This is a genomic window from Candidatus Pantoea gossypiicola, assembly GCF_008632075.1.
GTDB lineage: Bacteria > Pseudomonadota > Gammaproteobacteria > Enterobacterales > Enterobacteriaceae > Pantoea > Pantoea gossypiicola.
This window is the reverse complement of the sequence record NZ_VWVM01000002.1, coordinates 281,509-304,196: the sequence shown is the minus strand read 5'-3', so window position 1 is coordinate 304,196 and position 22,688 is coordinate 281,509. Positions and strand designations below refer to the sequence as shown.

At 57.1% G+C, this 22,688-nt stretch carries 10 protein-coding genes and 1 pseudogene; 8 read left to right on the top strand and 3 right to left on the bottom strand.

The genetic code is table 11. The features are described 5' to 3' along the window. The first annotated feature begins 26 nt into the window (after positions 1-26). On the top strand, positions 27-10,418 hold the full coding sequence (locus F3I20_RS03725) for a hemagglutinin repeat-containing protein (protein WP_150059906.1): 10,392 nt from the start codon (positions 27-29) through the stop codon (positions 10,416-10,418). Between the two features lie 315 nt (positions 10,419-10,733). Here the strand turns inward: F3I20_RS03725 and F3I20_RS24625 are convergent, their stop codons facing one another. Then, the gene (locus tag F3I20_RS24625; protein WP_505538474.1) at positions 10,734-10,877 is read right to left on the bottom strand and encodes a hypothetical protein; all 144 of its coding nucleotides are present in this window, start codon (positions 10,875-10,877) and stop codon (positions 10,734-10,736) included. Between the two features lie 42 nt (positions 10,878-10,919). Here F3I20_RS24625 and F3I20_RS03715 point away from each other — a divergent pair. The 5 genes and pseudogenes from F3I20_RS03715 to F3I20_RS03700 all read left to right on the top strand — a co-directional run. Beyond that, a pseudogene (locus F3I20_RS03715) lies at positions 10,920-13,334 on the top strand (hemagglutinin repeat-containing protein); the annotation flags it as partial. Between the two features lie 15 nt (positions 13,335-13,349). Beyond that, on the top strand, positions 13,350-13,952 hold the full coding sequence (locus tag F3I20_RS24620) for a polymorphic toxin type 28 domain-containing protein (protein WP_223813116.1): 603 nt from the start codon (positions 13,350-13,352) through the stop codon (positions 13,950-13,952). Continuing rightward, positions 13,952-14,335 (top strand): contact-dependent growth inhibition system immunity protein, encoded by a 384-nt coding sequence (locus F3I20_RS03710; RefSeq protein WP_304621852.1) that lies wholly within the window; start codon positions 13,952-13,954, stop codon positions 14,333-14,335. The genes F3I20_RS24620 and F3I20_RS03710 overlap by 1 nt, the downstream gene beginning before the upstream one ends. Positions 14,336-14,596: 261 nt before the next feature. Beyond that, positions 14,597-15,751 carry a VENN motif pre-toxin domain-containing protein gene (locus tag F3I20_RS03705; RefSeq protein ID WP_150038188.1) on the top strand — a complete coding sequence of 385 codons (1,155 nt, stop codon included), beginning with the start codon at positions 14,597-14,599 and terminating at the stop codon, positions 15,749-15,751. A gap of 33 nt (positions 15,752-15,784) precedes the next feature. Then, complete coding sequence (locus tag F3I20_RS03700) at positions 15,785-16,150, top strand: hypothetical protein (protein WP_150009685.1); 366 nt, start codon at positions 15,785-15,787, stop codon at positions 16,148-16,150. A 49-nt stretch (positions 16,151-16,199) separates the two neighbouring features. Here F3I20_RS03700 and F3I20_RS03695 read toward each other — a convergent pair whose 3' ends face one another. Next, positions 16,200-16,433, bottom strand: a complete 234-nt coding sequence (locus tag F3I20_RS03695) for a SymE family type I addiction module toxin (RefSeq protein WP_150038187.1) — start codon at positions 16,431-16,433, stop codon at positions 16,200-16,202. 1,114 nt (positions 16,434-17,547) lie between these two features. Between F3I20_RS03695 and F3I20_RS03690 the strand changes: the two genes are divergently transcribed. Both F3I20_RS03690 and F3I20_RS03685 read left to right on the top strand, forming a co-directional pair. Further along, positions 17,548-18,111, top strand: coding sequence for an Ail/Lom family outer membrane beta-barrel protein (locus F3I20_RS03690; RefSeq protein ID WP_150019294.1), 564 nt, complete (start codon positions 17,548-17,550; stop codon positions 18,109-18,111). Between the two features lie 417 nt (positions 18,112-18,528). Then, positions 18,529-19,071, top strand: a complete 543-nt coding sequence (locus F3I20_RS03685) for a glycine zipper 2TM domain-containing protein (protein ID WP_150038186.1) — start codon at positions 18,529-18,531, stop codon at positions 19,069-19,071. A gap of 131 nt (positions 19,072-19,202) precedes the next feature. Here the strand turns inward: F3I20_RS03685 and mfd are convergent, their stop codons facing one another. Next, positions 19,203-22,646, bottom strand: a complete 3,444-nt coding sequence (gene mfd / locus F3I20_RS03680; protein WP_150009677.1) for a transcription-repair coupling factor — start codon at positions 22,644-22,646, stop codon at positions 19,203-19,205. Between the last annotated feature and the right edge of the window lie 42 nt (positions 22,647-22,688).

Below are 22,688 nucleotides of genomic sequence, written 5' to 3'. Positions count from 1 at the left end.
ATTGCTGACAATGGACTGTGCGCATTATGAATAAACTCTGCTATCGCCTTATCTTCAACCGGGTTCGCGGCATGTTAATGGTGGTGTCCGACATCACCCGCAGCGGCTATTCGCGCGTTGCCCGCAGCCCGAAACGCACCTCACTGTCAGAGACACGGGTAAGGATCTCACCGCTCAGCTTTGCACTCTGGCTGGCGGCTGGGGTGATCAGCCTGCCAGCCCAGGCTAACATCGTGGCCGACAGCAGCGCGCCGGGCAGCCAGCAGCCTACCGTTATGGCCACTGCCAACGGTCTGCCGCAAATTAACATTCAGACGCCCAACAGCCAGGGCGTTTCCCGCAATCAGTACAGCCAGCTCGACGTCGATGCACGTGGCGCAATCCTCAACAACAGTCATCAGAACACCGCGACTCAACTGGGCGGCATGGTCGCGGCAAATCCGTGGCTGTCAAAGCAGGAAGCGACGGTCATCCTCAATGAGGTGAACAGCCGTAACCCGAGCCAGCTGAACGGCTTTATCGAAGTCGCGGGTAAACGAGCAGCGGTAGTGATTGCTAACCCTTCAGGCATCACCTGTAACGGCTGCGGATTTATTAATGCCAGCCGCAATACGCTCACCACCGGGCAGGCGCTGATCGAAAATGGTCAGCTTAAAGGCTTCGATGTGAATGGCGGCCGCATCAATATCGAAGGTAAGGGCCTCAATGACAGCGATGCGGACTACACCCAGATCATTGCGCAGTCGGTAGCGGTGAACGCCAGAGTGCATGCCCGTGAAATTAATGTGGTCACGGGCAGGAACCAGGTCGCGACCGAAGGTAACGTCACGACGGTTAAAGCGGATGATGGGACGCCACGGCCTGAGTTTGCGCTCGATGTGGCGGCAATTGGCGGTATGTATGCCAATAAAATTACTCTGACCGGGACTGAAAAGGGCGTTGGTGTGCGGAATGCCGGTGAACTGGGGGCCAGCGCCGGTGAACTGCATCTGACGGTGGATGGCCGACTGGAGAACAGCGGCACACTGCAAAGTCAGGCCGCACTGCAGATAGCCAGCAATGGCGACCAGGATAACCGCGGGAATATCGTCTCACAGCAGGATGTCACGCTGACATCCGGCGGTACACTGCGCAACAGCGGTATGGTGAGCGCGGGCAGAAACGCCACACTTTCTGCCGGTACCCTGCAGAGTAGCGCTGAAAGCACGCTGGCGGCAGGCGTTGACGGCAACGGTACACTGAGTCAGCCCGGTAATCTGCTGCTGACCAGTCAGGGCGAGCTGAAAGCTCAGGGTAAAAATCTGGCGCATAACCAGATTCAGGCGCAGGGCAGCCGGGTCGATCTGGCCGGCAGTCAGACCTCAGCCGATGCGATTGCGCTGACTTCTACGCAGGCGGATGTCAGTACCCAGGGGGCAACGGTAGCGGGCCGCATGCTCGGGATCCAGGCCGCAACAGCGCTTAACAATGACGACGGCAAACTGGCCGCTGGCAGCCTGGCCATCGCAGCCCAAAACGTCAGTAACAATCGCGGTCTGCTGCGCCAGCAGAACCGTGAAGCGCTGACTCTCTCCACCGGTTCACTACTCAACAATCAGGGCACGCTGAGCAATGAAGGCGATACCCGGCTACAGGCACAGCACATCGAAAATCGCGGCGGGCTGATTGCAGGTAACGGTGATTCCCTGCAGCTTGATACGCCATGGCTGGATAATCAGGGCGGCACGGTGCAGCTGGCGGGCAACGGCGCGCTGACCCTTAATACAACCCGGCTGGAAGGCAATCAGGGCAATCTGCTGTCAGCGGGTGCGCTAACGCTCAGCGGCGACAGGATCGATCTCTCAGAGGGGCATATCCAGGCAGAGGCGCTGACGCTGACGGCGGGCACGCTGGATCACCATCAGGGTGTGCTGTCGCAGCGTGGCACAGGCGAGATGGCGATCGCGGTTTCAGGTGACGCAGACAACCGCGGTGGACGGATTGAGAGCGGCGGTAATCTGCGCGTCACATCAGCCAGCCTGGATAACAGTGGCGGGACGCTACTGGCGGCGGGCAGCGGTGATCTGCAACTGCAGGTTAAGGAGACCCTGACGAACGTACAGGGCGCGCTGCAGGCCAGCCGCAATCTGAAACTTAATAGTGCTGGCCTGAGTAACCAGCAAGGCCGCATCACTGCTATCAGCGGCGATGCCACATTAACGACCCGTCAGGCTATCGATAATGAGCAGGGCCGCATCGAAGCGGGCCAGCAACTTACCCTGCGCAGCCAGGGACTGGATAACCACAGCGGAACCGTGCTCGGTGAGGGGGTAAACCTCGACACCCAACAGGGCCAGATCGATAACACCGGCGGAAATCTGGTGGCCCGGCGCGATTTGAAGATCTCCGGCGGTAAAACGGACAATAGCACCGGCCTGGTGCAGTCCGGCGGCGATCTGGCGATCAATACTCACGACAATGCACTGATCAACCGTGACAGCGGTAAAGCCGGAATAGTCAGCGGCGGCGCACTTGCCCTCACCAGCGGCGACCTTGATAACCAGAACGGCGTGATAGCAGCGGCTTCGGCAGCGACGATCAGCAGTGCAGGTGTGACCAACGGTGACGGCACGCTGCTGTCGGATGGCGCACTCACGCTGAACAGTGGCGCGTTTGACAATCAGCGCGGCCTGATCCAGTCCGGTGCATCGCTGTCGCTGGACACCCACGGCGCGCAGCTGACCAACACAGCCAGCGGCGACCGCGGCGGCATTGTGGCGCGCGGTGATCTGCAACTCTCAACCGGAACGATTGCGGGCGACCACGGCGTCATTCAGGGACAAAACCTGTTCATTGATAGCCGGGGTCAGGCCGTCAATATTGAGGCGGGACTGGTCAGTGCCAGAGGGGAAGTGCAGCTGAGCAGCGGTGCGCTAAACAATCGCGCCGGACGGCTCCAGTCTGGCGGTGATATGCAGCTGGATACACAGGGAGAGGCGCTGAATAACGCGGCATCCGGCGTTATAGTGGCGGGCGGCAATCTGCACGTGAGCAGCGGCGATATCAACAACAGCGGCGGTTTACTGGTCTCGGCGGGCAACGCCCAGCTCAACAGCGGTGCAGTAAATAACACTGACGGCACCCTCACTGCCGATCGTGCGCTGACGCTGGAGAGCGGCAGCGTGGATAACCAGCATGGCCTGCTGCAGGCGGGTGAGGCGCTGTCGCTGAACACCCACGGCGCGCAGCTGACCAACACTGCCAGCGGTGCACAAGGGGGGATTGTGGCGGGTGGCGATCTGCTCCTCTCCACGGGCCAGATCGATGGCCAGTACGGGGTGATGCTGGGCCAGAATGTCCGCATCGACACCCATCAGCAGACCTTCGATCATCAGCAGGGGCAACTGGGCGCTAAAGGCACGCTGCAACTGGACAGCGGGCTGCTCAACAACCGTGCAGGCAGGATTGAGTCGGGCGGCGATCTCCATCTGGATACCCATGGCAACGATCTCATTAACCGTGACAGTGGAGCGGCAGGCGGCCTGTTCAGTGCGGGCATCCTGAAGCTCTACAGCGGCACGCTGGATAACCTGCGCGGCTTTATCACCGGCAGCAAAGGGGCACAGATTGCGGCAGGCGACATTCACAACCAGTCCGGCACGCTGACGGGCGGTAGAGGACGGCTTGATCTCACCAGTGGCGAGCTGCAGAACCAGGGCGGTCTGTTACAGGCCGGCAGCAACATGACGCTGGACACCCAGGGCCACACCCTGATCAATCGCGACAGTGGCAGCCAGCGCGGCATCGTTGCTCTGAACAGTCTGGATCTGCGCAGTGATGCGATTGATAACCAGACGGGCTTTATTGCCGCCGGAAACCAGGCCACGATCAATGCCTCTGAGCTGAACAACAGTCAGGGACAAATCGCAGGTAATGGCGGGCTGTTGTTCAGCGGTCAGGCACTGAACAACAGTGACGGTAAACTGCAGTCGGCGGGGGATATCACCCTTAACACATCCGGCCAGACGCTGGCTAACCAGCGCGGACTAATTGCCAGTGGTGGTAACCTTCACATCGACAGTGGCGCGCTGGATAACCAGCAGGGGCAGATACAGGGCGGCACCGATCTGACGCTCAATGCGGGACAAAATGCGCTGTTTAATCAGACAGGCAAACTCCTCTCGGCAGGCACGCTATCACTGACGGCAGGTCAGCTCACCAACAGTAACGGGCTGGTGCAAAGCGTCGGTGACGGCTTACTGTCGCTGAGCCAGCAGCTGGATAACCGCAGCGGGCTGATTCAGGGCGGCCAGCAGATGACGATTACCACGCCATCGCTGATCAACCGCGATACCCGACTGAGCGGCAAAGGGATCGAAGCGGGCAGCTTAACCCTCGAAGCCGATACCCTGGATAACAGCCAGGGTGCGTTACGTGCAAATCAGCGGCTGGCATTGATCGTGCAGCAGGCGCTGGACAACGTCAGCGGGCTGATCTCCTCCGCCGATACCCTAACCATCCAGCAGAGTGCGCCAGCCCGGTCTGCTGCCTCTAAAATCCAGCAGCGTCGGATGCTGGCCATCAATAATGCGCCGGGTCAGACGCTGACTATCAACAACCAGCAGGGCACCCTGATCGCCGATCACGACGCGCAGATCAACGCCGCTGCACTGAGCGGCGACGGGCAGGTGTTATCGCAGGGTGATCTTGGCATCACCCTGGCGGGTGATTTCCACAATACCTCGGCGGTCAAAGCCAACGGCACACTGCGCCTGACGACAGCGGGTGACGTCATCAACGACGGCACCCTCGCGGCCCAGCAGGCGCTGTTCCTGACCGCACAGAACATCAACAATCAGGCAGGTGGTGAGATCAGCGGCGGACAGACCGACATCACGGCGGCCGATACCCTTAATAATCGGGGTCTGATTGACGGTGGCCTGACGCATCTGGTGGCGGGCATTCTGAATAATAGCGGCACCGGTCGCATCTTTGGCGATCACATTGCCATTGCGGCTTCGCTGCTCAATAACCTCAGCGAAGAGGGCAAAGCGGCAGTGATTGCTGCCCGACAGCGACTGGATATCGGGGCAGACACCCTGAATAATCGTGACCATGCGCTGATTTACAGTGATGGCGATCTGCATATTGGCGGCCAGCTGGATGCGAATTATCAGGCCACCGGACAGGGGCAGCAGCTCAACAATGACGGGGCAACCATTGAGGCCGGGCAGGATGCCACGATCAGCATGGCGGAAATCAACAATACCAACCGTCATCTGACTACACAGGTCGTTACGACGGAAGATAGCCAGCACCATGACGCGGTGCTCAAAGGTCATACTGACCGCTTCGACTGGGCCAAAGTGGACATCAGCAAAAAAAATAAATATGGCGTGCATACGGCAAAAATGCCGGACGGCACCAGCGGCAGCGAGTTTTATGAGTATGACTACCGAAGAGTAGTGAAAGAAACCCAGATTAAGGAGAGCGATCCGGGCAAAATCCTGTCGGGCGGCAACATGACCTTTAGCGCCGGCCGTCTCAATAATCAGGATAGTCAGATTGTCGCGGGAGCCGTGCTGGGCGGTCAGATAGGTGAGCTGAATAATCAGGCGACAAAAGGAACGCGCGTCACCACGGACAGCGGCAAATCGGTACGCTGGTACGCGAAGAAGAAGAAAAAGAAATTTGGCGGGACCGAAACCTCGCAGGGCAAGGATCGGAAAACCTATCGCCCGGCGCCCGTAACGGAAACCATCGATCTGCAGACGCTGAGCTGGCAGGCGAATGCCGCGCCGCAGGGCAATGGCTATCAGACCGGCAACCGGCAGCAGCAGAACGTTACTGCGCAGGCCGACAGTATTGGCTCGCCTTCTCTTCAGCAGGCGGTTACCGCCGTGGCGCTGAATGCCACGGATAGCGGCAGTACCTTGCTGCCCGCCGGATTACGCTATGACAGCACACTGACGCTGGACAAACTCGGCAGCCTCAAAGACCGGCCGCTGCTGTTACCTGCCGGGCAGCAGTTCTCGCTGACGCTGCCCGCGACGGTGGTCGACGGACAGACGATTACGCCGGTGATCCGCGCTGTCTCACCGGACATCCGTCTGCCGGATAACAGCCTTTATCAGTTGCAGCCCGGCAGTGGCAGCCCCTATCTGGTCGAGACCGATCCGCGCTTTGTGAATCAGAAGCAGTGGCTCAGCAGCGACTATATGCAGAATGCCCTGGCCACCGACAGCAGCCGGATTCTGAAGCGGCTGGGTGATGGTTATTACGAGCAGCGGCTGGTACGCGATCAGATTATTCAGCTGACCGGCAACCGCTATATCAGCGGGTATGGCAGCGATGAAGATCAGTATCGCGGGCTGATGAATAATGGGGTAGCCTTTGGCAAAGCCTACAACCTGGAACCCGGCGTGGCGCTGACTCCGGCACAGATGGCACTGCTCACCAGCGACATCGTCTGGCTGGTGAACCAGACCGTAACGCTGCCGGATGGCACACAGCAGACCGTGCTGGTGCCGCAGGTTTATGCGAAGGTAAAACAGGGTGACTTAACCGGCGACGGCGCGTTGATCGGGGGCGGTAGCGTGGCGCTGAACGCCCGTAATGACATCACCAACAGCGGGACCATTCAGGGGCGCGACGTGACGCAGCTGACGGCGCAGTCGCTGACCAACAGTGGCTACATCAGCGGCAACACGGTGAACCTCACCGCCCGTCAGGATATCACTAACTCTGGTGGTACCGTGCGTGGCGACAGTCAGCTTACGCTGCTGGCGGGGCGCGACATCACCAGCCAGTCCACGCTGCGCGGCGACGGAACCGACCGCTGGATCGATCGTCCGGCCGGTATCTACGTGCAGGGCAGTGACGGTGCGCTGACGCTGAGCGCGCTGAACAATATCACTCTGGCCGCCAGCGATATCGGCAACGCCGGAGAGAAGAGTACCACGACGATTCAGGCGGGCAATGACCTGACGCTCGGCACCCTCAGCACGCAGCACAGTGAAGACGACAGCTGGAACAGCAGCAACTACCGTCGCCTGTCACAGCAGAGTGATGCCGGGACACGCATCACCGCCGGCGGCGCGCTGCAGCTGAGCGCCGGACAGGATATCCGCGCGACCGCCGCCGACGTCACGGCGGGCGGTGCACTGACCGCGAGTGCCGGACGCGATATCGTGCTCAGCGCGGGCAACAGCCGGACCGATCTCACCGAACACAGTAAGCAGTCCAGCAAAGGGCTGCTGTCGGGCAGCAGTCTGGAAACTCACGACGAGCTGCACAGCAGCGAGGCGCTCAGCACCACGCTGAGCGGTGACAGCGTCCGGCTTCAGGCGGGCCGCGACATTGCCGTGACCGGCAGCAACGTCGCCGGTACGCAGGATGTGGCGCTGACGGCGGGCCGCGATCTCAGCATCACGACCGCCACAGAAACGAATAATGAAGTGCATCAGCGCGAGGAGAAAAAATCGGGCCTGATGGGTACCGGCGGCATCGGTTTCACCGTGGGTCAGGCGATGCAGAAGAGCAGCACCGACGCCAGCGGTGCACTTAACCGGGGCAGTACGGTGGGCAGCAGCGATGGCAGCGTGACCCTCAGCGCCGGTAATCAGCTTACCGTGCACGGCAGCGACGTCATCGCCGGTAAAGATCTCTCCGTGAGCGGCGGCGACGTGACCGTCAGCGCAGCCGAAAACAGCCACACCGTGCTGACGAAGACCGAGCAGAAACAGAGCGGCCTGACGCTGGCGCTGTCCGGGACGGTGGGCGCGGCGCTGAACACGGCGGTGCAGACCGCCCGCACCGCTGATCAGAGCGATGATGGCCGGCTGAAGGCGCTGCAGGGGACCAGGGCGGCGCTGACTGCGGCTCAGGCCGCGCAGGCTTACCAGATGGACGGCGCGCAGACCGACGCGGCGAACGCCAGAAACACCGCTTCGGGCCTCAAACCGGGTGATAAAGGCTATGACGAAGGCTCCACCAGCTCGGTCGGCATCAGTCTTTCTTACGGCAGCCAGTCGTCGAAAAGCGAGACCCGCTCCGAAAGCCGCGAGGCGCAGGGCAGCACGCTGGGCGCGGGCGGTAACCTGAACATCACCGCCACCGGCGCGCAGCCGGGCAGCGCGGGCGATATCCTCGTGCAGGGCAGTCAGCTGCAGGCCGGGGGCGACCTCGGGCTGACGGCGAAAAACGACATCAGCCTGCTCTCTGCGCAGAACAGCGAGCGCACCGACAGCACCAACAGCAGCAGGGGCGGCAGCGCCGGCATCGGGCTGACTGCCGGATCGGGCGGCTACGGCATCAGCGTGTCGGCCAGCGTCAACGCGGGCAAAGGCCGCGCAAACGGCAACGGGCTGACCCACACCGGGACCACGCTCACGGCGGGCAACGGGCTGAGCCTGAACGCCGGGCGCGACACCACGCTCACGGGCGCTCAGGTGCGCGGCGACAGCGTGAAGGTCGGCACCGGCCGCAACCTGACGCTGACCTCAGAGCAGGACAGCGACCGCTACGACAGTAAGCAGCAGAACGCCAGCGCGGGCGGCAGCTTCACCTTCGGCTCGATGACCGGGTCGGCAAGCGTGAACCTCAGCCAGGACAAAATGCACAGCAACTGGCAGAGCGTGGCCGCCCTTACCGGCATCTTTGCCGGTAAGGGCGGCTTTGACGTGACCGCCGGTGAGCACACCCAGCTCAACGGCGCGGTCATCAGCTCAGCGGCAAGCGCGGATAAGAACCGGCTCGACACCGGCACGCTGGGCTTCAGCAACATAGAGAACCACGCGGACTACAAAACCGAGCATCAGAGCGTGGGGATGAGCACCGGCGGCAGCATCGGCAGCCAGTTCGGGGGCAACATGGCGAACGGCCTGCTGGCGGGCCTGAACGGCAGCGGCAGCGCCTCGTCGGTGACGGAGTCGGCGGTGAGCGACGGCACGATTGTTATCCGCGATAAGGCGAAGCAGACGCAGGACGTGTCGGCGCTGAGCCGCGACGCAGAGGGGGCGAATCCGGGGCTGGATAAAATCTTCGATAAGGATAAAGAGCAGCGGCGGATGGAGACGGCGCAGCTGCTGGCAGAAATCGGCAGCCAGGCGGGCGACATCGCGCGGACGCAGGGCGAGATAGCGGCGACGAAGGCGGCCACTGAGAAGATGAAAAACATCTCGCCGGACCAGAGGAAGGACGCCGAAGCGCAGTGGCGGAAGGCTAATCCGGGTCAGGAACCCACCACGGCCGACATCACGGGTCAGGTGTATCAGACGCTGTACAACCGGGCGATGCTGGACAGCGGAATGGGGACCGGCGGGGCAGTGCAGCAGGGTATCAGCGCGGCGACGGCGGCGATACAGGGGCTGGCGGGGGGCAACATCGCCCAAGCCGTGAGCGGCGCGGCCGCGCCGTACCTGGCGGAACAGATACATAAGCTGACGGAAGGCAACCCGCAAGCCAACCTGATGGCGCATGCTGTAGTTGGCGCAGCAGTGGCGCAGGCATCTGGTAACTCAGCGCTGGGCGGAGCGGCAGGTGCCGCGACCGCCTCCGCCGCAACTTCCGTGATAGCGAAGACGCTTTACGGTGCGGATGACTATAGCAAACTGGATGAGGCGCAAAAGCAGACCATATCAACTCTGAGTACGCTGGCAAGTGGGCTGGCGGGCGGGCTAGCCGGAGGCAGTGAAGCTTCAGCTGTTGCAGGGGCTCAGGCAGGAAAAAATACTTCTGAGAACAACGACATGTTCAATCTGCCGTCAGGGTTGAACAGTTACGGTAGTGCAGCCTCAACGCTTGGGACATCAATGGAAGGTGCAGGGGCGACACCGGAAGAGATCAACGCGGCAATGAGTAAAAATGTTAAAGGTGATATGCCTGAAGGGGCAAATATAACCAAAGTTATCGTAAACGGTTATAAAGATGGTGTGTTGATTGCGGGTGCGTGGTATTTAGGCCCGGCGGCGTCGATAGGTAAGGTCGTGAGCGGTGCAGTAATCGCGGAAATAGCGAACGGGACATATCAGTGGTTTGATATAAACAGTGCTAAGAACCAGAGCTTGCCTGAAAACCAGCAAAAAACCTGGGATTACTGGGGCAGTGCTTCCGCGGCAGTGACGGGGGGATTGGCTCCGGGGCGTGGGGTATGGCAGAACGTGGGTATAGCCGCAGGTGGTACAATATTCACGGATGGAGCAGATGCGGTTGCCGTTAGTGGCACAGTAGCCGGAGCTGCAGCCGGTGGCTTTTTTGGAAAATATGCTCCTATTGGAGTAGACAAAGTAATTGGTGGGAATAATATCCCTGACTTTATATATGATGTGATCGGATCTGGCGGCTCTGAAGTTATCAATGGTTTTACTAAAGAAGCATTAAAAACGCCGGTAGATAGCCAGGATAAACAAGGGGCTGAAAAAAATGAAAAGTTACATTAAACTATTAATTTACTCATGTGTTTTTTGCTGTGTTGTCTACTTTATTTTAACCGGAGGGGTGGCATTATTTATATACCTGACAAAGAACTATTTTTTCTACCCACTGGAACAAATAAAAAGAACAATTTTTTTTGGTACAATATCAGGAATAACCATAACAGTCGCTGCTTTTGTATTTAATAAAATTGGTGAGCATAAAACCCGTAAATCTCCCCCATCCGATCCTGAGTGATCCTGATATAAATCCCGACCGGTATCACACTGAGTCGGGATTTTTACTTTATACCTAGTTTGTTACCCTAAGGCGGCTGCCCCTCAATTACCCCTTACGGTCTTCAGTGGTCGCTTCTGCAAAGTGGCGACCAGCTCAATATATGCCGCAATCTCACGTTGCTTACGGGCCGAAAGCTTCTTACAGGCCCGCTTCAGAGTTGTAACCACCTCCGGCTCTGCGGGCAGTTCCGGCTACGGCTCCTGACGGGTAACAATCAGGCAGTCCTGCATCACTCGCACGTTAACCGACGCAACGTCGCCGGTACGCAGGATGTGGCGCTGACGGCGGGCCGCGATCTCAGCATCACGACCGCCACAGAAACGAATAATGAAGTGCATCAGCGCGAGGAGAAAAAATCGGGCCTGATGGGTACCGGCGGCATCGGTTTCACCGTGGGTCAGGCGATGCAGAAGAGCAGCACCGACGCCAGCGGTGCACTTAACCGGGGCAGTACGGTGGGCAGCAGCGATGGCAGCGTGACCCTCAGCGCCGGTAATCAGCTGACCGTGCACGGCAGCGACGTGATCGCCGGTAACGATCTCTCCGTGAGCGGCAGCGACGTGACCGTCAGCGCAGCCGAAAACAGCCATACCGTGCTGACGAAGACCGAGCAGAAACAGAGCGGCCTGACGCTGGCGCTGTCCGGGACGGTGGGCGCGGCGCTGAACACGGCGGTGCAGACCGCCCGCACCGCCGATGAAAGCGATGATGGCCGGCTGAAGGCGCTGCAGGGGACCAGGGCGGCGCTGACTGCGGCGCAGGCCGCGCAGGCTTACCAGATGGACGGCGCGCAGACCGGTGCGGCGAACGCCAGAAACACCGCTTCGGGCCTCAAACCGGATGATAAAGGCTATGACGAAGGCTCCACCAGCTCGGTCGGGATCAGTCTTTCTTACGGAAGCCAGTCATCGAAAAGCGAGACCCGCTCCGAAAGCCGCGAGGCGCAGGGCAGCACGCTGGGTGCGGGCGGTAACCTGAACATCACCGCCACCGGCGCGCAGCCGGGCAGCGCGGGCGATATCCTCGTGCAGGGCAGTCAGCTGCAGGCGGGGGGCGACCTCGGGCTGACGGCGAAAAACGACATCAGCCTGCTCTCGGCGCAGAACAGCGAGCGCACCGACAGCACCAACAGCAGCAGGGGCGGCAGCGCCGGTATCGGGCTGACTGCCGGATCGGGCGGCTACGGCATCAGCGTGTCGGCCAGCGTCAACGCGGGCAAAGGCCGCGCAAACGGCAACGGGCTGACCCACACCGGGACCACGCTCACGGCGGGCAACGGGCTGAGCCTGAACGCCGGGCGCGACACCACGCTGACCGGGGCACAGGTGCGCGGCGACAGCGTGAAGGTCGACACCGGCCGCAACCTGACGCTGACCTCAGAGCAGGACAGCGACCGCTACGACAGCAAGCAGCAGAATGCCAGCGCGGGCGGCAGCTTCACCTTCGGCTCGATGACCGGGTCGGCGAGCGTAAATCTCAGCCAGGACAAAATGCACAGCAACTGGCAGAGCGTGGCCGAACAGACCGGCATCTTTGCCGGTAAGGGCGGTTTTGACGTGACGGCGGGTGAGCACACCCAGCTCAACGGTGCGGTCATCAGCTCCACCGCCAGCGCGGATAAGAACCGGCTCGACACCGGCACGCTGGGCTTCAGCAACATAGAGAACCACGCGGACTACAAAACCGAGCATCAGAGCGTGGGGATGAGCACCGGCGGCAGCATCGGCAGCCAGTTCGGGGGCAACATGGCGAACGGCCTGCTGGCGGGCCTGAACGGCAGCGGCAGCGCCTCGTCGGTGACGGAGTCGGCGGTGAGCGACGGCACGATTGTTATCCGCGATAAGGCGAAGCAGACGCAGGACGTGTCGGCGCTGAGCCGCGACGCAGAGGGGGCGAATCCGGGGCTGGATAAAATCTTCGATAAGGATAAAGAGCAGCGCCGGATGGAGACGGCGCAGCTGCTGGCAGAAATCGGCAGCCAGGCGGGCGATATCGCGCGGACGCAGGGCGAGATAGCGGCGACGAAGGCGGCCACGGAGAAGATGAAGAACATCTCGCCGGACCAGAGGAAGGACGCCGAAGCGCAGTGGCGCAAAGCGAATCCGGGTCAGGAACCCACCACGGCCGACATCACCGGTCAGGTGTACCAGACGCTGTACAACCGGGCGATGCTGGACAGCGGAATAGGAACCGGCGGGGCAGTGCAGCAGGGTATCAGCGCGGCGACGGCGGCGATACAGGGGCTGGCGGGGGGCAACCTGGCGCAGGCGCTGAGCGGGGCGGCTGCGCCGTACCTGGCGGAACAGATACATACGCTGACGACCACGAAAGGCCCGGACGGCAAGGACGTGGTGAACGTTGAGGCGAACCTGATAGTGCACGCGGTGGTGGGCGCGGTGACGGCATACGCATCGGGCAATGCGGCACTGGCCGGTGCCTCGGGCGCTGCGATGGGCGAATATATCGCGCAGCAGATGTATCCAGGTGTTAAGCGCGAGGACCTGAGTGAGGAGCAGCGCCAGACGATAAGCGCGCTGGGCACTCTGGCGGCGGGCCTGGCGGGCGGCATTGCCGGAGACAGCGCGGGCGGTGCGGTGGCGGGCGCGCAGGCGGGTAAAAATGCGCTGGAAAATAATAGTCTTCTCCTGCCAAGGCCTGTGCCGGTACCTGTTCCGGGATTGCCATTGAGTCCTGGTGATAAGGTAGTTCTGAATGCGAATAACAAAATTGCATCGGAACTGGATAAGACCCTGAAAGGGTCAGGAACTGAGGCGGATACGCCACCGATTACTGATGGTCGTGCAATCGTTGAAGCGCGTGATGAGGCTGCCAAATCGCGCGATCCAAATGTGGCGAAGGATCTGACGGATGCTGAGAAAGCGGAGCTGGGAGGAACCGGATCAGGAAGTGTAACACCACCACCTCCAGAAAATGATCCTAAGCAGCAAAATGAAAAACCTGTACAAAAGCTCAATCAGAAGCAAGAAAGTGCTATCCGGAAAATTGATAATACAATAAAAAATGCCCTGAAAGATCATGATATAACTGGGACACTTAAGGATATGGATAGTAATCCAGTCCCTAAAGAAAGCGGAGGGCATTGGGATCATATGCAGGAAATGCAGAATACGCTCAGAGGATTGAGGAATCATGCGGATACGTTAAAGAACTTAAATAATTCCGAAGCGCAAGCTGCTTATGGCAGAGCAACGGATGCCATTAATAAAATAGAATCAGCTTTAAAAGGACATGGGATATAATGACTTTTCGTGAATTAATAGGAAATATTAATATAGCTAAAGATTTAAGTCAGAAGTCTCCGCTTGAACTCTGGTTCGAAGGTGTAATTGATACACCTATTGAAGAGCTAACTGTGGAAGATCTATGTCGTGCAATTCGGCAGGAAATATGTATAGCTCAATTAATGCCGCGAGTTTTGGAGATTTTGAAAAATGATCCGCTAGCTGGAGAGTATTACGATGGTGAACTAATAGCTGCAATATCGACGATAAAAGAAAATGAGTTAAAAGATCAGGTGGATGTTTTTACCCAAATACAGAAAATTGTAAACCAACTACCTCCCTCAGAAATTAATGACGACTTGAGGAGGGATATCCTAAATATCAATAAAATAATCACATAGCTCATCCCGGCTAGCCAGCCGGGATTTGTAGCATTAAGTCACTAATCCAGTGGGTTTCTCCAACTGAAACCGGAGCATAACAGGACAGCGATAATTTCCGGCTGTTTATTACTTTTAATACAGAGTAATACTCAAACCGGTCAACCTATGGTCACCGATAATTACTTCAACGTTATCCGCTGCTAAGTTCGCGTCCACATCTTGCTACTGTTACTTACCTGACTCAACGGACAGATTCATCAGACGCTGTAGAACCAGGCGATGCTGGACAGCGGAATGGGAACCGGCGGGGCGGTGCAGCAGGGTATCAGCGCGGCGACGGCGGCGATACAGGGGCTGGCGGGGGGCAGCGTGGCGCAGGCCGTGAGCGGCGCGGCCGCGCCGTACCTGGCGGAGCAGATACATACGCTGACGACCACGAAAGGCCCGGACGGTAAGGATGTGGTGAACGTTCAGGCGAACCTGATAGCGCACGCGGTGGTGGGTGCGGTGACGTCATACGCGTCGGGTAATCCTGCACTGGCGGGTGCCTCGGGCGCGGCGATGGGCGAATATATCGCGCAGCAGATGTATCCGGGGGTTAAGCGCGAGGACCTGAGTGAGGAGCAGCGCCAGACGATAAGCGCGCTGGGAACGCTGGCGGCGGGCCTGGCGGGCGGCGTAGTGGGTGACAGCATGGCGGATGCGGTGGCGGGTGCGCAGGCAGGACAGAACGCGCTCGAGTTCAACTCGCTGAGCGGTGACCAGGCGCGGGCAACGGCGAAACAGGCCGCTGAATCCCTGAAATATCAGGTCAGGGAAAAGCTGGGTGAGGGTACAACTTCTTCCATCGCCAACGGCATTATCAATGCTCTTGCCGATACCGGTGATGCGGCATTAGGTGGAGCGGATTACGCTGCTGACGCAGCAATGGCGCTGGCCTCATGTGCTACCGGGGACAGTTACTGCGGTACGGCGCTTAATGACCTGGCCGGTAAAAATCAGGCGGTGGCAGACAGCGTGAAGGCGCTGATGAGCAGTGATAACTGGTCTGCGGTAAAAGACACGGTTGTGCAGGCATCGGAAGGTAATCAGGCGGCGCTGGAAGCGACTGGCGGGATGCTGGCCGGGATTATATTGCCGGGTAAAAAAGTCCCACATGTGCCTAATGCTGGAGCCGTAGGAAATATCGGCGAGTTTTTTAAACAGTCTGGCTTTGGCAGCGAAATTAAAGAATTATCTAAGAAAACTAGTAAGCAATATCAGGGGCAAGCTGTCTATAAAGCAAATAAATCGGTCGGTGATTATATTAAAAAGGGTGATCAATTTTACCTAGATGCTAAACATAAAGATCATATTGAGGTTTTTGATAGTACAGGGACAAAAGTAAAAGCAGTCCTTAATCTTGATGGTTCGTTTAATGATGCAAAAAACTAAGGCAGCCAGAGCTGAAGGACGGAGGTTACCCAAATGATTAATATTAGTATGCTTGATAAATTCAAAGATGCTTATCTGGAGTTATTAAAACAGAGGTCATCAGAAGAGCTTGATGCAGACGATATTTACTTATCAGAAGATTATTCAATTGTTGAAAGCATTCAGAGAGATATAAATAATCTTAACTTGACAATTGAACTTTTTTTTAATGCGAAAGAAAATAATGACGAGTTAGCAATACAGGCAGCGTTGCTACGTATATCAACTTTCTTATCAGGAATATATGGCGTTTTTTATCAGGCAGGGGAGGATGTTGATAGATTTACCCTGCTTCCAAACACAGAAGATTTTCCTGAAAACTATAAGATCCCAGAGCATTACAACTATCCTTTCAAATAGTAAAAACCCCAGCCAACTGGTTGGGGTTTTTACTTTATAAGTCAGACGGTTATCCTTCAGTCGCCAGCCGGATGATCAACTGTCCCGGCTCGGTGGTCACCTCGATCTTCTGCCCGGTCGTAAATCCCAGCGCTTCCAGCCAGCGACCTTTAATGGTCAGTTGTGGCAGCGGGTTCGGCTGGCCTTTATTAGGCCGGTATCCCACTTTGTAATAATGCACCTGCGTTCCGCTGGCGGCGGTTGTGGGCGTGCGTGTTTCTGACTTATGATGCGTATCAGCCATAATTAACTCCATTCTAGTTAGTTGTGGTCAGCGGCTGCTGCGGGGTGCCACCCGCTTCAGCCGCGCTAATATCTCACGTTACTTTCTTCCTCTCCTGGTTTCTCCTGTTCAAATATACACTTTCGGCCGGGTAAACTCGCTTAAAGCGAAGTAGTAAACTGCGAGCCGTCTCTGATAAACGGATTCTTTTTTTCCGATCTGCATTTTGCTTACCCCTTCTTCATATCGCCTTACGGAATATTCTTTCCCGGCTGAATATCACACTATGATTCCGCATTAACCAGCCCTCATTCTGTCTTACTGATTACGCCTTGCCTCCACTAAAGTCGGTAATAAAGGCTGCGACGTGATGCAGCTGTAACATGACTGCGGATTAGCACATCCGGCAGAAGGGATCATTGACAGCCTCCATAGTGACAGTAAATAAAAATCGTTCCGGCATCAGATTGCAGAACTTCGGCAACATTGGGAACTATGTGCACTGCACAACAGAGCACACTGGTGGGAGCATAAGCATTGGCTGTCGGTTTCAGGTCAGCATTTTTTGAATAAGTGCAGGTGTAACTCGCCAATTGCTATTTTCCATACAGGTCAATTTAAATAGATCTGTAACTCAGAGTCTGAATAAAGGGGAACCTTGCGGTCAGATTTAGAATCCGTGTTAATAGCCGGTATAAAACCGTGTGGTTTTTGGATGTATTAGCGATAATATTTTCGGTGATTTTTCTTTTTTTGTCGCGATGCGGTCTTGATACCTCTGATTATTTTTGGTCTAATAATGCCCTGAAAATGGATTAATAAATAAAGTACATTAGTTATTCAGGTGGTGAAATTCCTGACTTAACTCAAATTAAATGAACGAAATGCCATTGTGAACGAGTGGGATTTAAATCCCAGATTTCCACAGGTCAGCCTGTTTAAAAACATCCGGGTATAAACAGATGCACTCCGACCCTATCTGAGCATAAGGCGCGGAGCGCTACAGGAAATTCCTGGCCGGTACAGGCGGATTGATAAAACGATAACCAGTCCGTCGGGTATGGGTGATTCAGGGAACGAAGTCCTGCGATAAGCGCAGGGAAATAATGTTAAATTATGAAAAGGAATTAACCAGATGACCTCTAAATTAACGATGCTGGCATTACTGTGTGGCGGTATGTTCGTGGGCAGCAATGCGCTGGCTGATAATCACACTGTCTCGATCGGCTATGCTCAAAGCAAAGTTGATGACTTCAAAAATATTCGCGGTGTCAATGTTCAGTATCGCTATGAGTGGAACTCTCCTCTCAGCGTTATTGGTTCGTTCAGCTATCTGAAAGGCGATCAAAGTTTTTCTGAGCGTGAAGATTTTTATGGCGATGTCAGCGGGTATGACGGCAAAACTAAAGTGAAATATTATTCACTGATGGCTGGTCCGGCCTATCGCATCAATGACTATGTCAGCTTCTATGGATTGATCGGTGTTGCCCATACTAAAGTGGATGAGCACGTGACTTATCTCGGAGCTTATTCCGAAGAATATAGCGAAAATAAATCCTCTTTTGCCTGGGGCGCAGGTATTGTTGTGAATCCAGTCAGCAACCTCTCTGTGAGTGTTGGCTATGAAGGTACTCGCGTGAAATATAACGAAGATGTTGCTATCAATGGTTTCAACATCGGTATCGGCTACCGTTTCTGATTTGATGTTAAAACCCGCAACCCTGGCCGGCAGGCCAGGGTTGTTCTGCGTTGCGATCACAGCCCGAAAAATTATCTTCTGCGCGACATCGGCTCAGACATTATCCTGATTTGTAAAAATGACAGAATTGCTTGTTTAAAATTTCCTGCGACCACGGTTACTCCATTGATTCTGATAATTTTATGCACGCTAACAGAGTGCTGCTAATCCTGCTCTCTCCACCTCAGAACTCTCCTAAAAACTGGCCCTGATAGCAAAGTGACCAATTTCCTCCATTTATCTGATGTTGCATTTTCGGTCCATCTGTAAAACTTCATCTCAACAAACACGGCGCGTCGCGCACGCCGGTTATACCTCAGTTAACGAGGATGCTTTAACAGCAGGATTGCGCGGTAACACTTTCAGGAGGAACTTCCTGTGAATAAATCAATGTTAGCGGGTATCGGTATTGGTGTGGCAGCAGCACTGGGTGTTGCCGCCGTAGCAGGCATGAACGTGTTTGATCGCGGTCCTCAATACGCTCAGGTACTGGCTGCAACGCCAATCAAAGAGAGCATTAAACAGCCACGTCAGGAGTGCCGTAATGTCACACTGACGCACCGTCGGGCCGTACAGGATGAAAACCGTATTGCTGGCTCTGTATTAGGTGCAGTGGCAGGTGGAGTGCTGGGTCACCAGTTTGGTGGCGGTCGCGGTAAGGATGTTGCGACGGTAGCAGGTGCATTGGCGGGCGGGTATGCAGGTAATCAGGTCCAGGGCGGAATGCAGGATCGTGATACCTACACTACAACCGAACAGCGCTGCAAAACAGTGTACGATAAACAAGAGAAAAAACTGGGATATGACGTGACCTATAAAATAGGCGATCAGCAGGGTAAAATCCGTATGGAAAATGACCCCGGTACGCGTATTCCACTGGATCGCAATGGTCAGCTGATTCTTAACGGTGACCAGGCGTAATTGGGCAAAGCTTTGCCGCACTCGCGGCCACACAGCACGACGTAATGAAAAAGGCGCATCTTAAGGATGCGCTTTTTTGTCATCTCATTCCCGCGCTTACCGACCCGCTCAGTAAGGCGCGGGCAGGGGCGTTACGCCTGATGCTCAGCCAGTTGTGAAACGAAGCCCTGCACCCAATCCATACGGATTTTTCTTTCCGACAGTTCGCGGGTAAACCGCAGGCGTGTTGGCCCATCCAGTTTCCACTGCTGCGGCTCTTTCTGCAGCAGACTAATCAGCCATGCCGGATCGACCTTGTTCTGCGGCGCAAAGTCGAAATAACCGCCTTTGTCGCTGGCTTCGATCTTACGCAGACCGACCGCGCGGGCTTTCAGACGGATAATCGCCACATCCAGCAGGTTACGCGCAGGGTCAGGCAGCAGGCCGAAGCGGTCGATCATCTCAACTTTCAGCTCCTGCAACTCCTCTTCAACCTCTGCGCTGGCGATGCGCTTATAAAGTGAAAGACGGGTGCTGACATCCGGAATAAAGGTCTCAGGGAGCAGCGCTGGCATGCGAAGTTCCACCTCTGTCTGGTTGCTGGTGAGATCCTCCAGTGACGGCTCGCGACCCGCTTTCAGCGCATCGACGGCATTCTCCAGCAGCTCCATATAGAGCGTGAAGCCCAGCGTCTCCATCTGTCCACTCTGCTCATCACCCAGCAGCTCGCCAGCCCCGCGAATCTCCAGGTCGTGGGTTGCCAGCGCAAAACCGGCGCCCAGATCTTCGAGTGAGGCGATCGCTTCCAGGCGTTTATGCGCATCTGCGGTCATCGCCTTCGGATGCGGCGTCAGCAGCCAGGCATACGCCTGATGATGCGAACGACCGACGCGACCACGCAACTGATGCAGCTGCGCCAGGCCAAAGTGGTCGGCCCGCTCGATGATGATGGTGTTCGCGGTCGGAATGTCGATCCCGGTTTCGATGATAGTGGTACAGACCAGCACGTTGAAACGCTGATGATGGAAATCGTTCATCACCCGCTCCAGCTCACGCTCGCGCATCTGTCCATGGCCAATCGCCACCCGCGCTTCCGGCACCAGATCGCTGAGACGCTGCGCCGCTTTCTCTATATTTTCAACGTCATTGTAGAGGTAGTAGACCTGTCCGCCACGCAGCACTTCACGCAGAATCGCTTCGCGGATCACCACGTCGTCATATTCACGGACAAACGTTTTCACCGCTAAACGGCGGGCAGGCGGGGTAGCGATAATGGAAAGATCGCGCATGCCACTCATGGCCATATTCAGGGTGCGCGGGATTGGCGTGGCGGTGAGGGTCAGGATGTCCACATCAGCACGCATCGCCTTGATGCGCTCTTTGTGACGCACCCCAAACCGGTGCTCTTCATCGACAATCAGCAGGCCGAGATCGTGCCACTTGAGGTCACTCATCAATAGTTTGTGGGTGCCGATCAAAATGTCGATCTTACCCTCGCTGGCCTGTTCCAGCACCTGCGCCTGCTCTCTGGCGGTACGGAAGCGGGAAAGCATCTCAATGCGAACCGGCCAGTTGGCGAAGCGGTCACGGAAGTTGTCGTAGTGCTGCTGTGCCAGCAGGGTAGTCGGCACCAGTACGGCCACCTGTTTGTGGTTCTCGATGGCCAGAAACGCCGCGCGCATCGCCACTTCTGTTTTACCAAAGCCCACGTCACCGCACACCAGTCGATCCATCGCCAGCGGCTGACACATATCGCTCAGCACGGCGTTGATCGCCTGTGCCTGATCGGGGGTGGTCTCAAACGGGAAGCTTTCACAGAAAAGCTGATACTGCTCACGATCATGCTTAAAGGCAAAGCCGGTTTTGGCGGCGCGCTGGGCATAGATATCCAGCAGCTCAGCCGCTACATCGCGTACTTTCTCCGCCGCTTTCTGCCGCGCGCGTGACCAGGCGTCACTGCCCAGTTTATGCAGCGGGGCGTTATCGTCAGCCCCGCCCGCATAGCGGCTGATCAGGTGCAGCGATGAAACCGGCACATAGAGTTTGGCGTCGTTGGCGTAGGAGAGCATCAGGTATTCCGCCTCAATGCCGCCTGCTTCCAGCGTGGTCAGGCCGATATAGCGGCCCACGCCGTGCTCCAGATGTACGACGGGCTGCCCAGGATGCAGCTCCGCCAGGTTACGGATCAGAATGTCGGGGTTGATGGTGCGACGGGTATCCTGACGGCGACGGCTGACGCGTTCGCCCAGCAGATCGCTTTCGCAAATCAGCGCCCGGTTACCCTGGGTATCGATAAAACCGCGCTCGCTGGCACCGATCATCAGCGTGAAACGATCGTCGACGGTTTCATCAAAACGATGCACTGGCTGAGGACGCAGTTTAATCCGTGCCAGCAGCTCCTGCAGACTTTCGCGGCGGCCTTCACTTTCGACCGAGAAGACCACGGCACCGCTGAAAGTCTCAATAAACTGCCGCAGATGGTCGAGCGGCGCTTTCGCCTGCGCCTGAACGGCGAGGTCTGGCAGCGGGGTGTAACCGAGATTGGTATTCGCGGCTTTAGCGGGCAGCACCTCATTGGTCATCTGGATGCGCGGCCAGGCTTTCAGTTCACCCATTAACGCGTCGGGACGCAGCCACAGGGTGACCGGTTCCAGCAGTGGACGCATCGGGTCCACGCGACGATTCTCATAGCGCGCCTCAGCATCCTGCCAGAAGCGGCTGGCGCTGCCTTCGAGGTCGCCGCAGTTCACAATCAGGGTGTTGTCAGGCAGATAGCTGAACAGGCTGGGTAACGGCTGCTCGAAGAACAGCGGCTGCCAGTATTCGATGCCCGCGGGCAGCGTGCCTTTGCTGACCTGCTGATAGACGTGCTCCGACTCGCGGCGCACATCAAAAATTTCGCGCCAGCGGCTGCGGAACAGCTCAATGGCGGCTTTGTCGCTGGGAAATTCATGCGCAGGCAGCAGGTTAATTTCTGCCACCGCTTCCAGCGTGCGCTGATTATCGACGTCAAACAGGCGCAGGCTGTCGATCTCATCATCGAAAAAGTCGATGCGATAGGGCTGATCGCTGCCCATCGGGAACAGGTCGAGCAGGGCGCCGCGCGTGGCGTATTCGCCGTGCTCCATCACCTGATCGACATGACGATAACCCGCCTGCTCAAGCTGATCGCGCAGCCGGTCGCGTGACAGCTTTTGTCCCTGCTTCATTACCAGCGCATGACCGTGCAGGAAACTGTGCGGACAGACGCGCTGCATCAGGGTATTGACCGGCATGATCAGCATACCGCGCTGCATCACCGGCAGCTGGTAGAGGGTCGACAGTCGCGCAGAGATAATATCCTGATGCGGCGAGAAGCTGTCATACGGCAGCGTCTCCCAGTCGGCGAGGTGGACCACCGGCAGATCAGTAAACTGGCGGATTTCATCCAGCAGACGCAGGGCGGTTTGGGTATCGGGGGTAATCATTAATACCGGGCCAGCATGACGTTCGGTAATGCTGGCACACTCTACCGCATGCGCAGCGCCGATGAGCTGGCCGAGCTGGCGGTGGTCGCCGGATTTAACGGGCAGGGTATAACGAGTCTGTTCGGGCATGGGATCTCGGGGTTGCTCCATTTTTCCAGGACGTAATCATTC